Consider the following 17,043-nt stretch of genomic DNA (forward strand, 5'->3'; position numbering starts at 1 on the left):
TTCAAAGAAGAGAGACTCCAATGACCAACTTCGTCCCCACCCCCACCGTCCCGGCACCGGACATCGTCCGCTGCGCGTACATGGAAATCGTGGTCACGGACCTCGCCAAGTCCCGCGAGTTCTACGTGGACGTCCTCGGCCTGCATGTCACCGAAGAGGACGATAACAACATCTACCTGCGCTCCCTTGAGGAGTTCATCCACCACAACCTGGTGCTGCGCAAGGGACCGGTCGCCGCCGTCGCCGCCTTCGCCTATCGCGTGAAGTCCCCCGCCGAGGTGGATGCCGCCGAGGCCTACTACAAGGAACTCGGCTGCCGGGTGGAGCGCCGCAAGGAAGGCTTCACCAAGGGCGTCGGCGACTCGGTCCGCGTGGAGGACCCGCTGGGCTTCCCTTACGAGTTCTTCTACGAGGTGGAGCACGTGGAACGCCTCACCCAGCGCTACGACCTCTACTCCGCCGGCGAGCTGGTCCGCCTTGACCACTTCAACCAGGTCACCCCGGACGTCCCCAAGGGCCGCAAATACCTGGAGGACCTGGGCTTCCGCGTCTCCGAGGACATCAAGGACTCCGACGGCGTCACGTACGCCGCATGGATGCACCGCAAGCAGACCGTCCACGACACCGCCCTCACCGGCGGCAACGGACCCCGCATGCACCACGTAGCCTTCGCCACGCACGAGAAGCACAACATCATCCAGATCTGCGACAAAATGGGCGCCCTGCGCATCAGCGACCGGATCGAACGCGGCCCCGGCCGGCACGGCGTCTCCAACGCCTTCTACCTGTACATCCTCGACCCGGACGGCCACCGCATCGAGATCTACACCCAGGACTACTACACCGGTGACCCCGACAACCCCACCATCACCTGGGACGTCCACGACAACCAGCGCCGCGACTGGTGGGGCAACCCCGTGGTCCCGTCCTGGTACACCGAGGCCTCCCTGGTCCTGGACCTGGACGGCAACCCGCAGCCGGTCATCGTCCGCGAGGAAAAGTCCGAGATGGCCGTGACCGTGGGCGCCGACGGCTTCTCCTACACCCGCAAGGAAGGCTCCGCCGAGGGCGACCGGACCGGCTTCAAGCTGGGAGTGCAGGTCTAGCCATGCTTGAGTCAAAGACGATTGAGGCCATCGCGGACGAGCTGGTGGAGGCTGGCCGGACCCGCACCCCTGTCCCCCGCCTGACCGCCCGGTACCCAGAGATGACGGTGGAGGACTCCTACGCGGTGCAGCAGTTGTGGCGTCGCCGGAACGAGGACGCCGGCCGGACCCTGGTGGGGCGCAAGATCGGCCTCACGTCCAAGGCAATGCAGGCCGCCACCGGCATAACGGAACCTGACTACGGTGCCATCTTCGATGACATGGTGCTGGACACCGGCTGTTCCGTGGAGTGGGACAAGTACACGCACCCGCGCGTGGAGGTGGAGCTGGCGTTCGTCCTGAAGGACGGGCTCAAGGGCCCGGGCGTCACCATCTTCGATGTCCTGAAGGCCACCGACTACGTGGTGCCGGCCCTCGAGATCCTGGATTCCAGGATCGAGATGGAGGGCCGGACCATCGTGGACACCATCTCCGACAACGCCGCGATGGGCGCCATGGTGATCGGCGGCAACCCCGTCAAGCCGGACGCCGTGGACCTGCGCTGGGTCTCCGCCATCCTGTACAAGAACCAGACCGTGGAGGAAACCGGCGTGGCCGCCGGCGTCCTGGACCACCCCGCCAACGGGGTCCACTGGCTCGCAAACAAGATCGCCGCCCACGGCGACGCCCTGAAGGCCGGGGACATCATCCTGGCCGGGTCCTTTACCCGGCCCATGTGGGTCTACAAGGGCGATACCGTCCACGCCGACTACGGTCCCCTGGGGAGCGTGACATGCCGTTTCGAGTAGAGAACACCTTCCGCTCCGCCTTGGCCCAGGCGGACCGCCCGCTCGCCGGCATGTGGGTCTGCTCCGGCAGCCCGCTGGTCGCCGAACTGTGCGCCGGGTCCGGCCTGGACTGGCTCCTGGTGGATGCCGAGCACAGCCCCAACGGGCTCGAATCCATCCTGGCCCAGCTCCAGGCCGTCCACGGCTACCCGGTCCACACCCTGGTCCGGCCGCCCGTCAACGACACCGTGGTGATCAAGCAGTACCTGGACCTCGGCGTGCAGAACCTGCTGGTCCCCATGGTCAACTCGGTGGCAGAGGCGGAAGCCGCGGTGGCGGCCACCCGCTACCCGCCGCAGGGTGTCCGCGGGGTGGGCTCAGCCCTGGCCCGCGCCGCCCGCTGGAACCGGGTCCCGGACTACCTGGCCCGCGCCAACGACACCATCAGCGTCACCGTCCAGATCGAATCCACGGCTGCCGTCGAGGCTGTCGAGGACATCCTCAAGGTCGACGGCGTCGACGCGGTGTTCATTGGCCCGTCTGACCTCGCCGCCTCCATGGGCCTGCTGGGACAGCAGGAACACCCTGAGGTGCGTGCCGCCGTCGACCACTGCCTGTCCGCCGCGAGGGCGGCCGGAAAGCCCGCCGGGGTGAACGCCTTCAACCCGGACACCGCCCAGCACTACCTCGCGAACGGCGCCGACTTCATCCTGGTGGGAGCCGACGTCGCTCTCCTGGCCCGCGGCTCCGAAGCCCTCGCCGCAAAATACATCAAACCCGCCGGCGGCGACGCCCCCGCCAGCTACTGACCTTCCCTTCCTAAGGACTTCCCATGACAGTTACTTCCGAGCTGCCCCCTGCCCTCACACCGGAGCGCGAAGCCACGCTCCTTGCCTCCGTGCCCACTGGTCTTTTGATCGATGGTGAGTGGGTGGAGGCGTCCGACGGCGGCACGTTCGATGTGCACGATCCCGCCACCGGGGAGGTCCTCGCCACCCTCGCCTCCGCCACCAGCGCCGACGCCATCAAGGCTTTGGACGCGGCCGACGCGGCCCAGGCCTCGTGGGCGCGGACCGCGCCCCGGGTGCGGGCCGAGATCCTGCGCCGCGCTTTCGACCTGGTCACCGAACGGGCCGAGGACTTCGCCCTGCTGATGACCCTGGAAATGGGCAAACCCCTCCCCGAGGCCCGCGGCGAGGTCACCTACGGGGCGGAGTTCCTGCGCTGGTTCGCCGAAGAAGCCGTCCACGACTACGGCCGCTACCTCACCACCCCCGAAGGCAAGAACAAGATCCTCGTCCAGCACAAACCCGTTGGACCCTGCCTGCTCATCACCCCGTGGAACTTCCCCCTCGCCATGGCCACCCGCAAAGTCGCCCCCGCCATCGCCGCCGGCTGCACCATGGTCCTCAAACCCGCCAAACTCACCCCGCTCACCGCGCAGTACTTCGCGCAAACAATGCTCGACGCCGGCCTCCCCGCAGGGGTCCTCAACGTCGTCGCGTCCTCCTCCGCCTCCGGGATCTCCGGGCCCCTGCTCAAGGACTCCCGCCTGCGGAAGGTCTCCTTCACCGGGTCCACCCCGGTCGGCAAACGCCTGATGGCCGACGCCGCCCAGAACGTCCTGCGGACCTCGATGGAACTCGGCGGCAATGCACCGTTCATTGTCTTCGAGGACGCAGACCTCGACGCCGCCGTCGACGGTGCCATGGCGGCGAAGATGCGGAACATGGGCGAGGCCTGCACCGCCGCCAACCGGTTCCTCGTCCACGAAACCGTCGCGCAGGAGTTCACCGCCAAGTTCGCCGCCGCCATGGGCGCCCTCACCACCGGCCGCGGCACCGACCCCGGCACCACCGTCGGGCCCCTCATCGACGCCGGCGCCCGCGACGACGTCCACACCCTCGTCACCGACGCCGTCCAGGCCGGTGCCGTCGCCGTCACCGGCGGGGCCCCCGTGGACGGGCCCGGCTACTTCTACCAGCCCACCGTCCTGGCCAACGTCCCCAACGACGCCGCGATCCTGGGCCAGGAAATCTTCGGCCCCGTCGCCCCCATCACCACCTTCACCACCGAGGAAGACGCGATCAAGCTCGCCAACAACACCGAGTACGGGCTGGCGTCCTACCTCTACAGCCGCGACTTCAACAAACTCCTCCGCGTCGCCGAGCAGATCGAATTCGGCATGGTCGGGTTCAACGCCGGCGTCATTTCCAACGCCGCAGCTCCCTTCGGCGGCGTCAAACACTCAGGCCTGGGACGCGAAGGCGGCTCCGAAGGCATCACCGAATACACCACCACCCAATACATCGGCATCGCAGACCCCTACGCCAACTGACACACCGACGTGTCCCATAGTAAGGAAACACCATGAGTGCATTGCCGCTTCAGCAGCGCAGCCGGGCAACGGACCGCCGCGTGGCATTCGCCACGATCATCGGCACCACCATCGAGTGGTATGACTTCTTCATCTACGCCAACGCCGCAGGCCTGGTGTTCGCCAAGCTCTTCTTCGAGCCCGCCGGCAACGACATCGGCATCCTGATCTCGTTCGCGTCCGTGGGCCTGAGCTTCCTCTTCCGGCCGCTCGGGGCCTTCCTTGCGGGCCACTTCGGCGACCGGCTGGGCCGGCGCGCCATGCTGGTCCTGACCCTGATCATGATGGGTGCCGCCACGACGTTGATTGGCGTCCTGCCCACGTTCGAGACGGCGGGCATCGTGGCTCCCATCCTCCTGCTGCTCCTGCGCATCCTGCAGGGCATCTCCGCGGGCGGCGAATGGGGCGGCGCCGTCCTCATGGCGGTGGAACACGCACCGCGGAACAAACGCGGCCTGTTCGGCTCCTTCCCGCAGCTCGGCGTTCCCCTGGGCATGCTGCTCGCATCGGGAGTCCTGGCGCTGATGTCCGGCGTCGTCTCCCCCGGTGCCGCCTTTGTCCAGTGGGGCTGGCGGATCCCGTTCCTGCTCAGCTTCGTGCTGATCATCGTGGGCTTCGTGGTGCGCCGCAGCGTGGAGGAAAGCCCGGTGTTCGAGGAAATCGCGCAGAAGAAGCAGCAGACCCGGGTGCCCGTGGTGGAACTGTTCAAGAAGCACTGGCTGCTGGTGATCATCGCCGCACTGGTTTTCGCCGGCAACAATGCTGCCGGCTACATGACCACCGGAGGGTACATCCTCAGCTACGCCACCAATCCGAAGGGCCTGGCCATGGACCGTACCGAGGTGCTGCTTGCCGTCACGGCCTCCGGCGTCCTGTGGTTCATCTTCACCCTGGCAGCCGGCTTCCTTGCAGACAGCATCGGCCGGAAGAAGACCTACGTCATCGGTTACGGCAGCCTGATCGCCACGGTCTTCCCGCTCTTCTGGCTGGTCAACACCGGCAACATCTGGGCGCTGTTCCTGGGCCTGGCGCTGTTCACCGTGGGCCTGGGCCTGACCTACGGCCCGCAGGCTGCCCTGTACAGTGAGCTCTTCCCCGCATCCATCAGGTTCTCCGGTGTGGCCATTTCCTACGCTCTGGGTGCCATCATTGGCGGGGCTTTCGCACCGATGATCGCCACCGCCCTGGTCCAGGCCACAGGCACCACGGTGTCCGTCTCGGTCTACCTGCTGATTGTGGCCGTCGTGTCCCTGGGCGCCGTCCTGGCCATCCGGGAGCGCAAAGGCATCGACCTTGGCATCAACAACCAGGCGGAGCAGGAGGTGGGCGCCACGGTGTTCGACAAGCGCCGGGCCGGGGCCGCAAGCGTTGTGGAGGCAACCAGCCGGGTCTAGGGCTGCCAAGGATGCCCGCTGGCCGGGGCGCACTTGCACAGTGCGCCCCGGCCAGCTGTTTAACGCAAGCGGTGGAGCAGCTCCTAGCTGGTCAAGGCGTTCGCCACCAGAATCAACGTATCGGCGGCATAGCGGCTGATCTGCTTTTGCGACTGGGCATTGAGCTCCTGGATGAAGGCTGCCAGGGCGTGGTCCTCGAGCTTGCTCACGAGGCTGTCCCTGAGGCCCTGGTTGTCGATGTCACCCGAAGTGGCATAAACACCTACGAGCTTCTGCAGGGTTGCGTAGTTGTCACCCTTGTCGGCAAGGTAGCCCAGGCCATACTTCTGAAGCTCGCTTCCGGCCACCGGCTTCAGGAACGACACATCGGGAAGGGCGCCGTCCGGGGTGCGGGGAGCGGTGAGTTGCTGCATGTCGAGGCTTTGGAAGTCTTCCGCAGCCATGGCAAGACCACCGTTGACCGTCCACGAATTGTTCGTTTCGTTCTCTGCCGGAGTGTTGTCGTTGGACGTCAGCGCCCCGGTGTAGGCCACATTGTTGTGCAGCACTTCCCGGTACCCGGCAATGTTGTCCGCACTTGTGGGGCTTACGCGTTCCAGCATGTTGAAGTTGGCGCCGTAGCCCGGTTTGTAGGCGGTGTTGTTGAGCCAATAGGCCGACTGGCCCGGCTGGTGGTTGGCATAGAAGTTGTTGGCGCCATTGTCGGCGGCCAGGGAGTTGATGACGGTGTGCAGCGGGATGGGCTGGGGCAGTCCGTCGGTGCGGTAGGCATATCCCCCAACCTTGAATCCGTTCTGGTCACCCACCCCGTTCTGGTTGCCGTGGTGGCCGAAAGACCAGTCATTGACGTAGGTAACCCGCCCTTGCGAAGTGATGCTGTCGAAGCCGTCATCGCTGTTGTGCCAGGCCCTGTCACCAATGAACCAGACGTTCTTTCCGTGGGCACCGAACCCGTCCGTGTTGCCGGCTGACTTCGCGGTGGGACCGATGTTGTTGTACGCATCGCTGTTCAGTACCACCCCGGTTCCGTCCAGCGTGTAGTAGAACCCGATCGCCTCGTTGTCGTGGGCAGCCATGTTGACGAAGTTGGCACCACCGGCGATTCTGAACGCCTCGGATTGCTTCTGGTCGCCCACCTTGACGCCCGTGACATCGAATCCGACGAAGTTCACGTCGGTGACCTGTGTTTCCACATAGAACGCGGCAACGCGCTGGTCGGTGGGTACGTTGCTGAAATCAAAGACGGGCCGGGGATCCCCAGGGTATGCGGCATAAGTGATCCCGCTCTTATTGATGTCATTGACGTAGTGGTAAACATCTTCGAACGGGTTGTTGGTTTCGGGGATGTCGAACTGGCTGTAGGTGCCGCCGCGGATGTAGACCACGTCTCCCGCAGCCGCCGCCGACTGCGCCTTCATCAAGGTCCTGAAGGGGGCATCCTTCGTTCCAGGATTGCTGTCATTTCCGGTTGGTGAGATGAAATAGGCGTGGGCACCCGCAGGCGGCGCCGCCTTCAGCGCACCCAGCACTGACAGGGCAGAATCCTGCGTTTGATCCACGGGGGCCGCATGGGCAGGGGCTGTGACGCCCAGGGCCCCCAACACGCAGGCACCGGCGACGGCCATTGCTGCACGCTTCGAGTTTTTCACGGACATGACTCCTTTGTATGTCGATTCATGGCGCACCTGCGGGTTCCCTCGCGCCCCAGCCACCCCAGCATTGGTGGAACACAGGGTTGGGCGCCAACCCGAAGATGAATCGATTCAAGCAGATAGAAAACGCTTTCACAAGACTTGGGACGGTGCCCGCCTGCCAGAGTGGCCCACTTTTGGAGGCGCGCGACCATCCTCATGCGACCCCGAATTGGAGATGTCGGTGAAAAGTGGGCCAGTGTGGGCGCGGCAGCGTTCGCTCCCGCACAACTGTCCTGCGCACAAAGACAAGAGCCTGGACCGGGGCGCCAATCACACTGGCAGTAACCCGCTACGCCGACCGGCTGGCGTCCTTGCCTACTCGAAGTGGAGTATCCCTTGGAAACCTATGATGCGCTTCTCGCGTCCATTGCCCCCGCCGCCGGCACCGGCCGGACCATCTTTGACCCGGCCACCGGCGAAGCCGTGGGCGAGGCCCCCGTCCACGGACTCGACTACCTGGAAAATGCCGTGGCAGCTGCCGTCGCCGCCCAGCCCGAGTGGGCTGCCCTCGGCCACGACGCCCGGTCGGCCGCCCTCCTCAAAGCAGCCGACGCCGTCGAGCGCTCGGCCGAGGAACTGGCCCAACTGCTCTCCCGCGAGCAGGGCAAACCGCTGAACGGCCCCAACGCCCGCTTCGAAGTCGGTGCCTGCGTTGCGTGGCTCCGCGCCACCGCAGGCCTGCCGCTGGAACCGGAAACCATCGTCGACGACGGCGAAACCCGCGCCGAACTGCACTACCGGCCCATCGGCGTCGTAGGCGCGATCGGGCCCTGGAACTGGCCCATGATGATCGCCGTCTGGCAGCTCGCCCCGGCCCTGCGGATGGGTAATGCCGTGGTGGTCAAGCCCTCCGGCAACACCCCGCTGTCCGTGCTGGCCCTGGTCAAGGTCCTCAACGAGGAACTTCCCGAGGGCATCCTCTCGGTGGTTTCCTGCGGCCGCGAAGTGGGCGCCCGGCTCACCGACCACCCGGCGATCGGCAAGATCATGTTCACCGGTTCCACCGCAGGCGGCCGGGCCATCATCAAATCCTCCGCTGACACCGTCAAGCGGCTCACCTTGGAGCTGGGCGGCAACGACGCCGGCATCGTCCTGCCGGACGCCGACCCCAAGGCCATTGCCCAGGACGTCTTCTGGGGTGCTTTCCTGAACACCGGCCAGACCTGCGCAGCACTCAAGCGCCTCTACGTCCACGACAGCATCTACGACGCCGTCTGCGAAGAGCTCACCGCCGTGGCCAAGGCCATGCCGATGGGCAACGGCCTGGACGAGAACAACGTGCTGGGACCCCTCCAGAACAAAGCCCAGTACGACGTCGTGGCGAACCTCGTGGAGGCAGCGAAGGCTTCGGGCGCCCGCGTCCTCCTCGGCGGCAACCCGGACACCAGCCAGCCCGGATACTTTTACCCCACCACCCTCGTGGCGGACATCGACAACGACAACCCGCTGGTGGCCGAGGAACAGTTCGGCCCGGCGCTGCCGATCATCCGCTACAGCACCATCGACGAAGCAGTGGAGAAGGCAAACGGCCTAGACGTCGGCCTCGGCGCCTCCGTCTGGTCCCCCGACCTGAAGGCCGCCCGCGACGTCGCAGCCCGCATCCAGGCCGGCACCGTGTGGATCAACCGGCACGGCGCCGTGGACCCGCGCATCCCGTTCGGCGGCGCCAAGCAGTCCGGCTATGGGGTGGAGTTCGGCATCGAAGGCCTCAAGGCGCTCGGCGTCCCGCAGATCATCAACGGCTAAGGTTGGTCCTGAAACTGCCCCGGTCCTGGGATGGCTAGCCCATGGCCGGGGCGGTGGACGTCCGGCCGGCGAACTGCCGGCGGGCCCAGCGGGCGAGCTTCTTTCCCTTGCCCTTCCACCAGTTGTCCTCGTCCTTGTTGTAGTGGAAGCGGAAAACGATGGCCACCAGCACGAACATGCCCATCACCACATCCACCCAGGACGAGACCACCAGCGCGATGAAGACCGTCAGCGCGTTGGCCATGACGGACGGGATGGCCAGGGTCCGGAACACGGTGCTGGCCACGAAGCGCCGGTGCGACCTTGGGACGGACAACTCGCGGACCATGTCGACGCAGACGCAGACCACCACGATGGCCTGCCCGATGGACAGCAGGATCTGCCCCGGCATGGAGCCGCTGAAGGCAGTGACCGCTTCCATCCCCGGGCTCACGGCCGGGCCTTGCTGTTATGAGCTTTGCTGAGAACCTTATACACGGAAAAACCCCCAGAACTAGCGGAACCATCGCCGCTGATCCGGCGATGGTTCCATTCAAGTTTCGGGGGGCTTTTCCGTCACGAGTAGTGGGTACTCTATTTTCGCGGGACGCGGGGAGGCGGTACCTGCCGGTCTGGCTTCTACTGCCCGATGGCCCGCGGCCGCCCACACCACCACGGCCTGGGACCTGGGCCGTGGCCGCTGCCCGCGCGCCAGGCTCACCACGTCACCGGCGGCGCCGGCGGCAAAGATCCGGGAGTCCACGGTGCGCGGCCGGCGCCCGAGTTCCTCGGTGAGTTCCGAGATCCGGCTTTGCAGCGCGGCCACCTGGTTTTCGAGTTCCAGGATGCGCTTGATCCCCTCCAGCGACACACCTTCATGGGACAGTCGCTGGACTTCGCGCAGCATGTTCACGTCACGCTGCGAGTAGCGCCGGGACTTGCCCGGGGCACGGCTGGGCTTGACGATGCCGAGCCTGTCATACTGCCGCAGCGTCTGCGGGTGCATGTCCGCCAGCTCGGCCGCCACGGAGATCACGAAGATCGGCTGGTCAGCACTGATGTCCACGGCTCACCTCCGGTCCTAGAGCCGGGCCTTGGCTGCCAGGCCCTCTCGGACATCCGCCGACGACGTGGCCTCGGCGAACGCCTTGACCGCAGCTTCGGCATCCTTGTTGAGATTCTTGGGAACCGCCACGTCGATGGTCACCAGGAGGTCGCCCGTGGCCTTGGACGTCTTCACGCCTTTGCCCTTGACCCGCAGGGTACGGCCCGACGGCGTTCCCGCCGGAACGCGGACCTTGACCTTCTCGCCGTCGACGGTGGGAACTTCTATGTCCGCTCCCAAAGCAGCTTCCGGGAAGGTGACGGGTACGTGGATGCGGAGGTTGTCGCCGTCGCGCGTGTAGAAGGCGTGGGGCTGGACCGAGACGGACACCACCAGGTCGCCGTTGCCGGCAGCCCCGGGCTGGCCCTTGCCGCGGACGCGGACCTTCTGGCCGTCTTTGATGCCGGCCGGGACACGGACGTCGATGACCTCGCCGCTGGGCTCGCGCAGTCCGATGGTGGTCCCGCGGATGGAGCCGGCAAAGGAAATGCTGGTGGACGCCGTACGGTCGGCACCTTTTTGCGGGGTGCGCTGGAAGCCGGGAGCACCGCCGAAGCCGCCGAAGAGGTCAGCGAACTCGGGCGGGATGCCGCCGCCTGCGGGGTTGAACCCGCCCGCGTGGCGTCCGGTGTTGCCGGTGAACAGGCCGCCGAACATGTCCTCGAACCCGCCGTTGCCGCCCGCGGCACCGCCCGGAGCAAACCGGGCACCGCTGCCCATGGCCCGGATGGCGTCGTACTGCTGGCGCTCGTCGGGATCCGAGAGCACCGAATAAGCCTCGGAGATGTCCTTGAACTTCTTCTCGGAAGCAGCGTTCCCCGCATTCGTATCAGGGTGGTGCTGCCGCGCAAGCTTCCGGTAGGCCTTCTTGATATCGGCTTCGGAAGCGTCCTTGGCAACACCAAGGATCTTGTAAAAGTCCTTGTCCACCCAATCCTGGCTAGCCAATGGCGTTTCCTTTCTTGTACTTACTAAAGCTCTACACGCTGCATGGGCCCCCGCCCCTACGCCGGGTGGCCAGGATCTGCGATCCCCAGCCACCCGGCTCCGATAGGCCCGATGCCACTCCCGGGGCCCATGCAGCGCTCCGAGCTTGTGGTCATCTCACCTTAGGTGACACGAACGCCGAAGGCCGGAGCGGATGAGGGGGCCCGGGAGTGGCTTCGGGCCTGCCGAAGCGTGGCGGCTTAGGTCCGCAGGACCAAGCCGCCACGCGTAGGGGCGGGGCCCCCTCATCCGCGGAGGCGTGGAGGTAAACGCCGACTAGGCCGGAACAGCCACAATCACTTGGGCTGCGCGGAGTACGCGGTCTCCTGATTTGTAGCCTGAGCGGAGGACCTGGCTGACGGTGTCAACCTCGATGTCCTCGCCGGGCTGCTGGATCAGGGCCTCGTGGATCGTGGGATCGAACTCCACGCCGGTCTCGTTGATGCGGACCAGGCCGTACGTCTTCAGCGCGTTCTCCAGTTTGGTGGCGATAGCCGCGAAGGGGCCGTCGGCCAGGTCGCCGTGCTGCCGGGCGGCGTCGACGTCGTCCAGGACCGGGAGCAGGGAGTTCAGGACGCCGATGACGGCCATTTCCCCTGCCACGGCGCGGTCGCGTTCAACCCGCTTGCGGTAGTTGACGTACTCGGCCTGCAGGCGGAGCAGGTCGTTGCGCAGTTCGGCTGCCTCGGCGTTGCCGGCTGATCCTGCCGGAGCCCCCTGGGCCACGGAGTCCTCGGCCGGCACGTCCACGCCGTTGAGGATCTCTTCGGCCTGGGCCAGCGCGTCGCCGTCGGAATCCGCGGCCCCGGCCTGGGACCCGGCCCCGGGGGCGGACTGGCCGCCCTCGGGATGCCGGGCCTGCCCGGTCACCGGGTCAACCTTGCGGTTATCCCGGATGACCGGCTCCTGGCCGTTGCCGTGCGCGTTGTGCTGGCCGGCGGATGCGTTGTGCTCTTCCTCGTTACCGTGGTGCGGCATGGGTTACTTCTTCGCTTCGTCTTCGTCGATGATCTCGGCGTCGACGATGTCCTCGTCCGAGGAACCTGCCGAAGCTCCGGCGGCACCCTCAGCGCCGGGAGCGGCTGCGCCGTCCGGGGAACCGGCCTGGGAGTAGATGGCCTCGCCCAGCTTGGTCTGGGAAGCCTGCAGCTTCTCGAATGCGGACTTCACGGCGGCGTCGTCGGTGCCTTCGAGGGCCTTCTTGAGGGCGTCGACGTCGGCCTGGACCTCGGTCTTGACCTCTTCGGGCAGCTTGTCGGCGTTGTCGGCGATCAGCTTGTCCACGGAGTAGGCCAGCTGCTCGGCGGTGTTGCGGGTGTCGGTCGCCTCGCGGCGGGCCTTGTCCTCGGCTGCGTGCTCCTCGGCGTCCTTGACCATGCGGTCAATGTCTTCCTTGGAGAGGCTGGAGCCGCCGGTGATGGTCATGGACTGTTCCTTGCCGGTGCCCTTGTCCTTTGCGGAGACGTGCACGATGCCGTTGGCGTCGATGTCGAAGGTGACCTCAACCTGGGGAACGCCGCGCGGTGCCGGGGCGATGCCGGTCAGCTCGAACGTGCCCAGCGGTTTGTTGTCGCGGGTGAACTCGCGCTCGCCCTGGAAGACCTGGATGGCCACGGACGGCTGGTTGTCGTCTGCCGTGGTGAAGGTCTCGGACCGCTTGGTGGGGATGGCGGTGTTGCGCTCGATCAGGTGCGTCATGACGCCACCCTTGGTCTCGATGCCGAGGGACAGCGGGGTGACGTCGATCAGGAGGACGTCCTTGCGCTCACCCTTCAGCACGCCGGCCTGCAGTGCGGCACCGACGGCCACGACCTCGTCCGGGTTGACGCCCTTGTTGGGCTCCTTGCCGCCGGCCAGTTCCTTGACCAGCTCGGAGACGGCGGGCATACGGGTGGAGCCACCGACCAGCACGATGTGGTTGATGTCGGAGAGCTTGATGCCCGCTTCCTTGATGACGTCGTGGAACGGCTTCTTGGTGCGCTCCAGCAGGTCCTTGGTGAGGTCCTGGAACTTGGCGCGGGTGAGCTGCTCGTCCAGGTGGACCGGGCCGTCGGGGGTGACGGACAGGTACTGGAGGGAGACGTTGGTGCTGGAGGAGGAGGAGAGTTCCTTCTTGGCCTGCTCGGCTGCTTCGCGGAGGCGCTGCAGGGCGATCTTGTCCTTGGAGAGGTCGATGCCCTTCACCTTGAGCTGGTTCAGCAGGTAGTCGACAACGCGCTGGTCCCAGTCGTCGCCGCCCAGGCGGTTGTCGCCGGCAGTGGCGCGGACCTGGATGGTGGAGAAGTTGTCTTCGTCCTTGCCGACTTCCAGCAGGGACACGTCGAAGGTGCCGCCGCCGAGGTCGAAGACCAGGATGAGTTCGTCTTCCTTGCCCTTGTCCAGGCCGTAGGCGAGGGCTGCTGCGGTGGGCTCGTTGACGATGCGCAGGACGTTGAGGCCGGCGATTTCGCCGGCTTCCTTCGTGGCCTGGCGTTCGGCGTCGTTGAAGTAGGCCGGGACGGTGATGACTGCGTCGGTGACCTTTTCACCCAGGTAGGACTCGGCGTCGTTCTTCAGCTTCATGAGGATACGGGCGGAGATTTCCTGCGGGGTGTACTTCTTGTCGTCGATCGCGACGGTCCAGTCGGTGCCCATGTGGCGCTTGACGGAGGCGATGGTGCGGTCGATGTTGTTGACGGCCTGGCGCTTGGCGATTTCGCCAACCAGGACTTCGCCGGACTTGGAGAATGCAACGACCGACGGCGTGGTGCGGCCACCCTCGGCGTTGGCAATAACGGTGGGCTCGCCACCTTCGAGAACGGAGACGACGGAGTTGGTGGTTCCGAGGTCGATACCTACTGCACGTGACATGTGTTGCTTCCTTCTTTCCTTGGAAACTGGCTGGCGCCCAATGATTGAGCGTTCTGCACTCAACTTTACTCAGCCACCAAAGGATGTCAACACAAGTTGAGTGAACTACGCTCAACTTTGCTCAGGGCGTACACCAGCGCACGACGGCGGCAAGCGCCGGCGGGGCGGAGGCGTCAGTCCGCGCCGGGCGCGTCCAGGACCGCGGCGAGCAATCCGGGGAACCGGGCGTCAAGGTCCTCGGCGCGCAGGGTCAGCCGGCGGCCGCGCCCGTTGGCCTCGTTCCGGATGATGCCTGCCTCGCGGAGCACCTTCATCAGGTGGGACTTGGTGGACTTGGGCATCTCCGGGTTGCCGAGGGTGCATTCGGCCATATCGAGGGGGCCGGCACGGAGCTGGCGTGCGATTTCCAGCCGGTCGGGATCGCTCAGGGCGAAGAGCACACTGGGCAAGTGGAGGTCCGCGCGTTCGGGATGGGTGAGGTTCGCCGGTGTAGCCACGGTTCGACTTTAGTTGAACCGTTGCGGACATGCCAGTAGTCTGAGGTTTCGATTATTTTCGAACCAACCACACCCCCAATGCAGAAGGCGGCATGTTGTGACGCACCCACCCGCAGTCCGGCCCCGAGAGTCGCACCGGCGGCTGGGTTTCGTCCTCATTGCCGCCGCCACGGCAGCGATGATGGCCGGAGCCAGCGCGCCGTCCCCGTTCTACCCCACCCTGCAGGAGCAGCTGCACCTGCTGCCGGTGGCCACCACCGGGATCTTCGCCGTCTACGCCGTGGCCCTCCTGGCGGCCCTGCTGGTCTTCGGCTCTATCTCCGACCACCTCGGCCGCCGACCGGTCATCAGCGTGGCATTCCTCCTGCTCGCCGGCAGCGTCGTGACCTTCCTGGCGGCGGATTCGCTGGCGATGCTGCTGGCGGCCCGCGTCCTCCAGGGGGTGGCCAGCGGCATCCTCCTCACCACGCTCTCCGCGGCGATCGCCGATCTGGAACCGGAGGATGACCCGGGCTCCAGCGCCGCCTGGAACACGGTGGCACCCCTGGGCGGCCTGGCCCTGGGCGCGCTGGCATCGGGCCTGCTGCTGGACCTCCTGGCGGAGCCCCGCGTGCTGGTGTTCATCTCGCTTTCGGTCCTGTACGTGGTGTTCGCCGCACTGGTGTGGGCCTGCCCGGAAACCTCACCCCGCACGCACGGGGCGGCGGCGTCACTCAAGCCGCACCTGACCCTGCCGCCGGCCGCACGCCGCGCATTCATCACCGGCGCCCCGGCCGTTTTTGCCGGTTGGGCCACGGGCGGGCTGTACCTCTCCCTTGGCGCTGCGATCGTGCACACCACTTTCGGCATCCGGGAGCATCTGTGGCAGGGCATGGTGATCACCATCCTCGCGGGGACGGGAGCCGCGTCGGCGGCCTGCCTGCACCGCTTTGGAGCCCGCACCATCACTATTTTCGGCACGACGGCGCTGGCCGCGGGGACTGCACTGTCGCTGCTGGCCCTCGGCCTGAATTCGTTTGGCCTGTTCCTGGCCGCTGTGGTGGTGGCAGGCGCCGGTTTCGGCACTGCCTTCATGGGCGTCATCCGGTCCATCAGCCCCCTTGTGGAGGATCATGAACGCGCCGGGACTTTTGCCTCGCTCTTCGTCGTGGCCTACACGGCCTTCGGCGTTCCGGCGGTGCTGGCAGGCCTGCTGGCCCCCATCCTGTCCCTCCCGGTCACCACCTACGCCTATGGCGGCCTGGTGACGGTCCTGGCTGCGGTGGCAGCTATCAGCCGCGCCCGCAGCAAGGACGTCCAACCCACCAAGGAGGACAGTCTGGTGGCGGCGGACGCCGTCGGGTAAGGGGACCCCCGCGGGTGCCTACCGGCCGGAGCCGGGGCGCCCATGGAGCGGTCCGCGCTCCTCATCGGTCGCCTGGACCTGGCCGTCGGTGAGGCCCTCGCGGACGGCACGCTCGGTCCGGGCGCCTCCGGTGGTGCCGGCGTCGCCGTAGTCGCCTTCCTCGTATTCGCCATCCAAAACGTCACGGTCGGGCTCGTTGAGGGTCCCGGCGTCTCCGTAATCCCCGTCGACGTACTGCCCGCCTTCCCCCTCCAGTCCGGGGGCGCTGCCGCCCTTGCGGGGTTCCTCGGCTGCAACTTCAGGATTCTCGGTCATGGTGCATCTCTCCTTCGAGGCTCCGCGTCCGTCCGGGCGCACTGGCAGTCTACCGACGGGGCGGGCGCACCAACAGGGCCCGCGCGGGCTGCGTCAGCAGGGCTGCACCGGCAGTCCCGCAATCCCCGCCAGGACGGCGAGGTGGTGTTCGAAGAGTTCCTGCGGTGCCCGGAAGGTGTCCGGGCCGTACTGGTTGAACACCTCGAAGCTGACCGCACCAAACAGGGAGCTCCACACCAGGACGCCCCGCGCCACCAGCTCGTCCGGAATGGCCAGCCCGAATTCCCGGCGGAAGGCCTCCAGATCGGCGGCCAGGGTGGGCGGAAGCTGCGGGGATGGTCCCGCAGCCGCCAACTGCCCCGCCCGGGAGGCGGCGTCCAGGACGCCAATGAGGCTGACGATGACGCGCGTGCCGGGGCCTGTGGTGCGTTCGGCCGGGGCGTTGTAGCCGGGAACCGGACTGCCGAACAGGAGTGCATAGCTGGCAGGTTCGCGCAGGGCCCACTCCCTGACGGCCCTGCAGAGGGCCAGGAACCGGCCAATATGGCCGCCTTCCGGCACCGCCGCAACGGCCGCGTCCACTTCATCGCCCAACTCCCCGAAGGCATCGATCAGCAGCAGCGTGAGGAGCTCGTCCCGGCTTTCCACGTAGCGGTAGACGGCGGAGGACACCACTCCTAAGTCCCTCGCCACGGCCCGCAGGGAGAGGGCGGCAGCGCCATCGGTGGCCAGGTGCCGCCTGCCCAAGCGGACAATGTCCGCCACGGTTTGGGACCGTGCGCGCTGCCGGGGCGTCAAGGTTTGCGACCGGTCAGCACCTGTTTCGTGGGCGTCGTCCATGTCCCCAGCATGCCATAATCGAGAGCGCCGGAAGCTAAAGA

The 17,043-nt window shown here is 66.5% G+C and carries 16 protein-coding genes; 7 read left to right on the forward strand and 9 right to left on the reverse strand.

Going from position 1 to position 17,043, the window contains the following annotated elements; translation table 11 throughout:
- The first annotated feature begins 20 nt into the window (after nt 1-20).
- From hpaD to ACZ9J7_RS05385, 5 genes are read left to right on the forward strand one after another with little or no spacing between them, the layout of a single operon-like run.
- On the forward strand, nt 21-1,106 hold the full coding sequence (gene hpaD / locus ACZ9J7_RS05365) for a 3,4-dihydroxyphenylacetate 2,3-dioxygenase (protein ID WP_476207662.1): 1,086 nt from the start codon (nt 21-23) through the stop codon (nt 1,104-1,106).
- A 2-nt stretch (nt 1,107-1,108) separates the two neighbouring features.
- The gene (gene hpaH / locus ACZ9J7_RS05370) at nt 1,109-1,894 is read left to right on the forward strand and encodes a 2-oxo-hept-4-ene-1,7-dioate hydratase (RefSeq protein ID WP_476207664.1); all 786 of its coding nucleotides are present in this window, start codon (nt 1,109-1,111) and stop codon (nt 1,892-1,894) included.
- A complete protein-coding gene (locus tag ACZ9J7_RS05375) occupies nt 1,879-2,682 on the forward strand; it encodes an HpcH/HpaI aldolase family protein (RefSeq protein WP_476207666.1) in 804 nt (267 codons plus the stop codon). The genes hpaH and ACZ9J7_RS05375 overlap by 16 nt, the downstream gene beginning before the upstream one ends.
- Nucleotides 2,683-2,705: 23 nt before the next feature.
- Complete coding sequence (locus ACZ9J7_RS05380; protein WP_476207668.1) at nt 2,706-4,211, forward strand: NAD-dependent succinate-semialdehyde dehydrogenase; 1,506 nt, start codon at nt 2,706-2,708, stop codon at nt 4,209-4,211.
- A 32-nt stretch (nt 4,212-4,243) separates the two neighbouring features.
- Nucleotides 4,244-5,644 carry an MFS transporter gene (locus ACZ9J7_RS05385; RefSeq protein ID WP_476207670.1) on the forward strand — a complete coding sequence of 467 codons (1,401 nt, stop codon included), beginning with the start codon at nt 4,244-4,246 and terminating at the stop codon, nt 5,642-5,644.
- Between the two features lie 83 nt (nt 5,645-5,727).
- On the opposite strand, the gene ACZ9J7_RS05390 is transcribed toward ACZ9J7_RS05385, so the two are convergent.
- A complete protein-coding gene (locus ACZ9J7_RS05390) occupies nt 5,728-7,293 on the reverse strand; it encodes a right-handed parallel beta-helix repeat-containing protein (protein ID WP_476207672.1) in 1,566 nt (521 codons plus the stop codon).
- Nucleotides 7,294-7,674: 381 nt separating this feature from the next.
- Between ACZ9J7_RS05390 and ACZ9J7_RS05395 the strand changes: the two genes are divergently transcribed.
- Entirely contained in the window at nt 7,675-9,084 is a 1,410-nt protein-coding gene (locus tag ACZ9J7_RS05395) for an aldehyde dehydrogenase family protein (protein WP_476207674.1), read from the forward strand.
- Between the two features lie 34 nt (nt 9,085-9,118).
- Here ACZ9J7_RS05395 and ACZ9J7_RS05400 read toward each other — a convergent pair whose 3' ends face one another.
- From ACZ9J7_RS05400 to ACZ9J7_RS05425, 6 genes are all read right to left on the reverse strand, one after another.
- On the reverse strand, nt 9,119-9,505 hold the full coding sequence (locus tag ACZ9J7_RS05400; protein ID WP_476211803.1) for a hypothetical protein: 387 nt from the start codon (nt 9,503-9,505) through the stop codon (nt 9,119-9,121).
- Between the two features lie 111 nt (nt 9,506-9,616).
- The gene (locus tag ACZ9J7_RS05405; protein WP_476211804.1) at nt 9,617-10,069 is read right to left on the reverse strand and encodes a heat shock protein transcriptional repressor HspR; all 453 of its coding nucleotides are present in this window, start codon (nt 10,067-10,069) and stop codon (nt 9,617-9,619) included.
- A gap of 75 nt (nt 10,070-10,144) precedes the next feature.
- Nucleotides 10,145-11,116 (reverse strand): DnaJ C-terminal domain-containing protein, encoded by a 972-nt coding sequence (locus ACZ9J7_RS05410; RefSeq protein ID WP_476207675.1) that lies wholly within the window; start codon nt 11,114-11,116, stop codon nt 10,145-10,147.
- Between the two features lie 315 nt (nt 11,117-11,431).
- The gene (locus ACZ9J7_RS05415) at nt 11,432-12,133 is read right to left on the reverse strand and encodes a nucleotide exchange factor GrpE (protein WP_476207677.1); all 702 of its coding nucleotides are present in this window, start codon (nt 12,131-12,133) and stop codon (nt 11,432-11,434) included.
- 3 nt (nt 12,134-12,136) lie between these two features.
- Nucleotides 12,137-14,005, reverse strand: coding sequence for a molecular chaperone DnaK (gene dnaK, locus ACZ9J7_RS05420; RefSeq protein ID WP_476207679.1), 1,869 nt, complete (start codon nt 14,003-14,005; stop codon nt 12,137-12,139).
- 173 nt (nt 14,006-14,178) lie between these two features.
- Complete coding sequence (locus tag ACZ9J7_RS05425) at nt 14,179-14,502, reverse strand: ArsR/SmtB family transcription factor (RefSeq protein ID WP_043453649.1); 324 nt, start codon at nt 14,500-14,502, stop codon at nt 14,179-14,181.
- Nucleotides 14,503-14,599: 97 nt separating this feature from the next.
- Between ACZ9J7_RS05425 and ACZ9J7_RS05430 the strand changes: the two genes are divergently transcribed.
- Nucleotides 14,600-15,847: an MFS transporter gene (locus ACZ9J7_RS05430; RefSeq protein ID WP_476207682.1), complete on the forward strand. Its 1,248-nt coding sequence runs from the start codon at nt 14,600-14,602 to the stop codon at nt 15,845-15,847.
- Nucleotides 15,848-15,865: 18 nt separating this feature from the next.
- Here the strand turns inward: ACZ9J7_RS05430 and ACZ9J7_RS05435 are convergent, their stop codons facing one another.
- Entirely contained in the window at nt 15,866-16,162 is a 297-nt protein-coding gene (locus tag ACZ9J7_RS05435; RefSeq protein ID WP_476207684.1) for a hypothetical protein, read from the reverse strand.
- 93 nt (nt 16,163-16,255) lie between these two features.
- On the reverse strand, nt 16,256-17,002 hold the full coding sequence (locus ACZ9J7_RS05440; RefSeq protein ID WP_476207686.1) for a TetR/AcrR family transcriptional regulator: 747 nt from the start codon (nt 17,000-17,002) through the stop codon (nt 16,256-16,258).
- Nucleotides 17,003-17,043: the final 41 nt, after the last annotated feature.

The organism is Pseudarthrobacter sp. TE9888 (assembly GCF_056279345.1).

What these genes read in the sequence shown, in the direction of transcription:
- hpaD (WP_476207662.1), top strand. Translation starts at nt 21, where the DNA reads ATGACCAACTTCGTCCCCACCCCCACCGTCCCGGCACCGGACATCGTC.
- hpaH (WP_476207664.1), top strand. Translation starts at nt 1,109, where the DNA reads ATGCTTGAGTCAAAGACGATTGAGGCCATCGCGGACGAGCTGGTGGAG.
- ACZ9J7_RS05375 (WP_476207666.1), top strand. Translation starts at nt 1,879, where the DNA reads ATGCCGTTTCGAGTAGAGAACACCTTCCGCTCCGCCTTGGCCCAGGCG.
- ACZ9J7_RS05380 (WP_476207668.1), top strand. Translation starts at nt 2,706, where the DNA reads ATGACAGTTACTTCCGAGCTGCCCCCTGCCCTCACACCGGAGCGCGAA.
- ACZ9J7_RS05385 (WP_476207670.1), top strand. Translation starts at nt 4,244, where the DNA reads ATGAGTGCATTGCCGCTTCAGCAGCGCAGCCGGGCAACGGACCGCCGC.
- ACZ9J7_RS05400 (WP_476211803.1), bottom strand. Translation starts at nt 9,505, where the DNA reads ATGGAAGCGGTCACTGCCTTCAGCGGCTCCATGCCGGGGCAGATCCTG.
- ACZ9J7_RS05405 (WP_476211804.1), bottom strand. Translation starts at nt 10,069, where the DNA reads ATGCACCCGCAGACGCTGCGGCAGTATGACAGGCTCGGCATCGTCAAG.
- ACZ9J7_RS05415 (WP_476207677.1), bottom strand. Translation starts at nt 12,133, where the DNA reads ATGCCGCACCACGGTAACGAGGAAGAGCACAACGCATCCGCCGGCCAG.
- dnaK (WP_476207679.1), bottom strand. Translation starts at nt 14,005, where the DNA reads ATGTCACGTGCAGTAGGTATCGACCTCGGAACCACCAACTCCGTCGTC.
- ACZ9J7_RS05435 (WP_476207684.1), bottom strand. Translation starts at nt 16,162, where the DNA reads ATGACCGAGAATCCTGAAGTTGCAGCCGAGGAACCCCGCAAGGGCGGC.
- ACZ9J7_RS05440 (WP_476207686.1), bottom strand. Translation starts at nt 17,002, where the DNA reads ATGGACGACGCCCACGAAACAGGTGCTGACCGGTCGCAAACCTTGACG.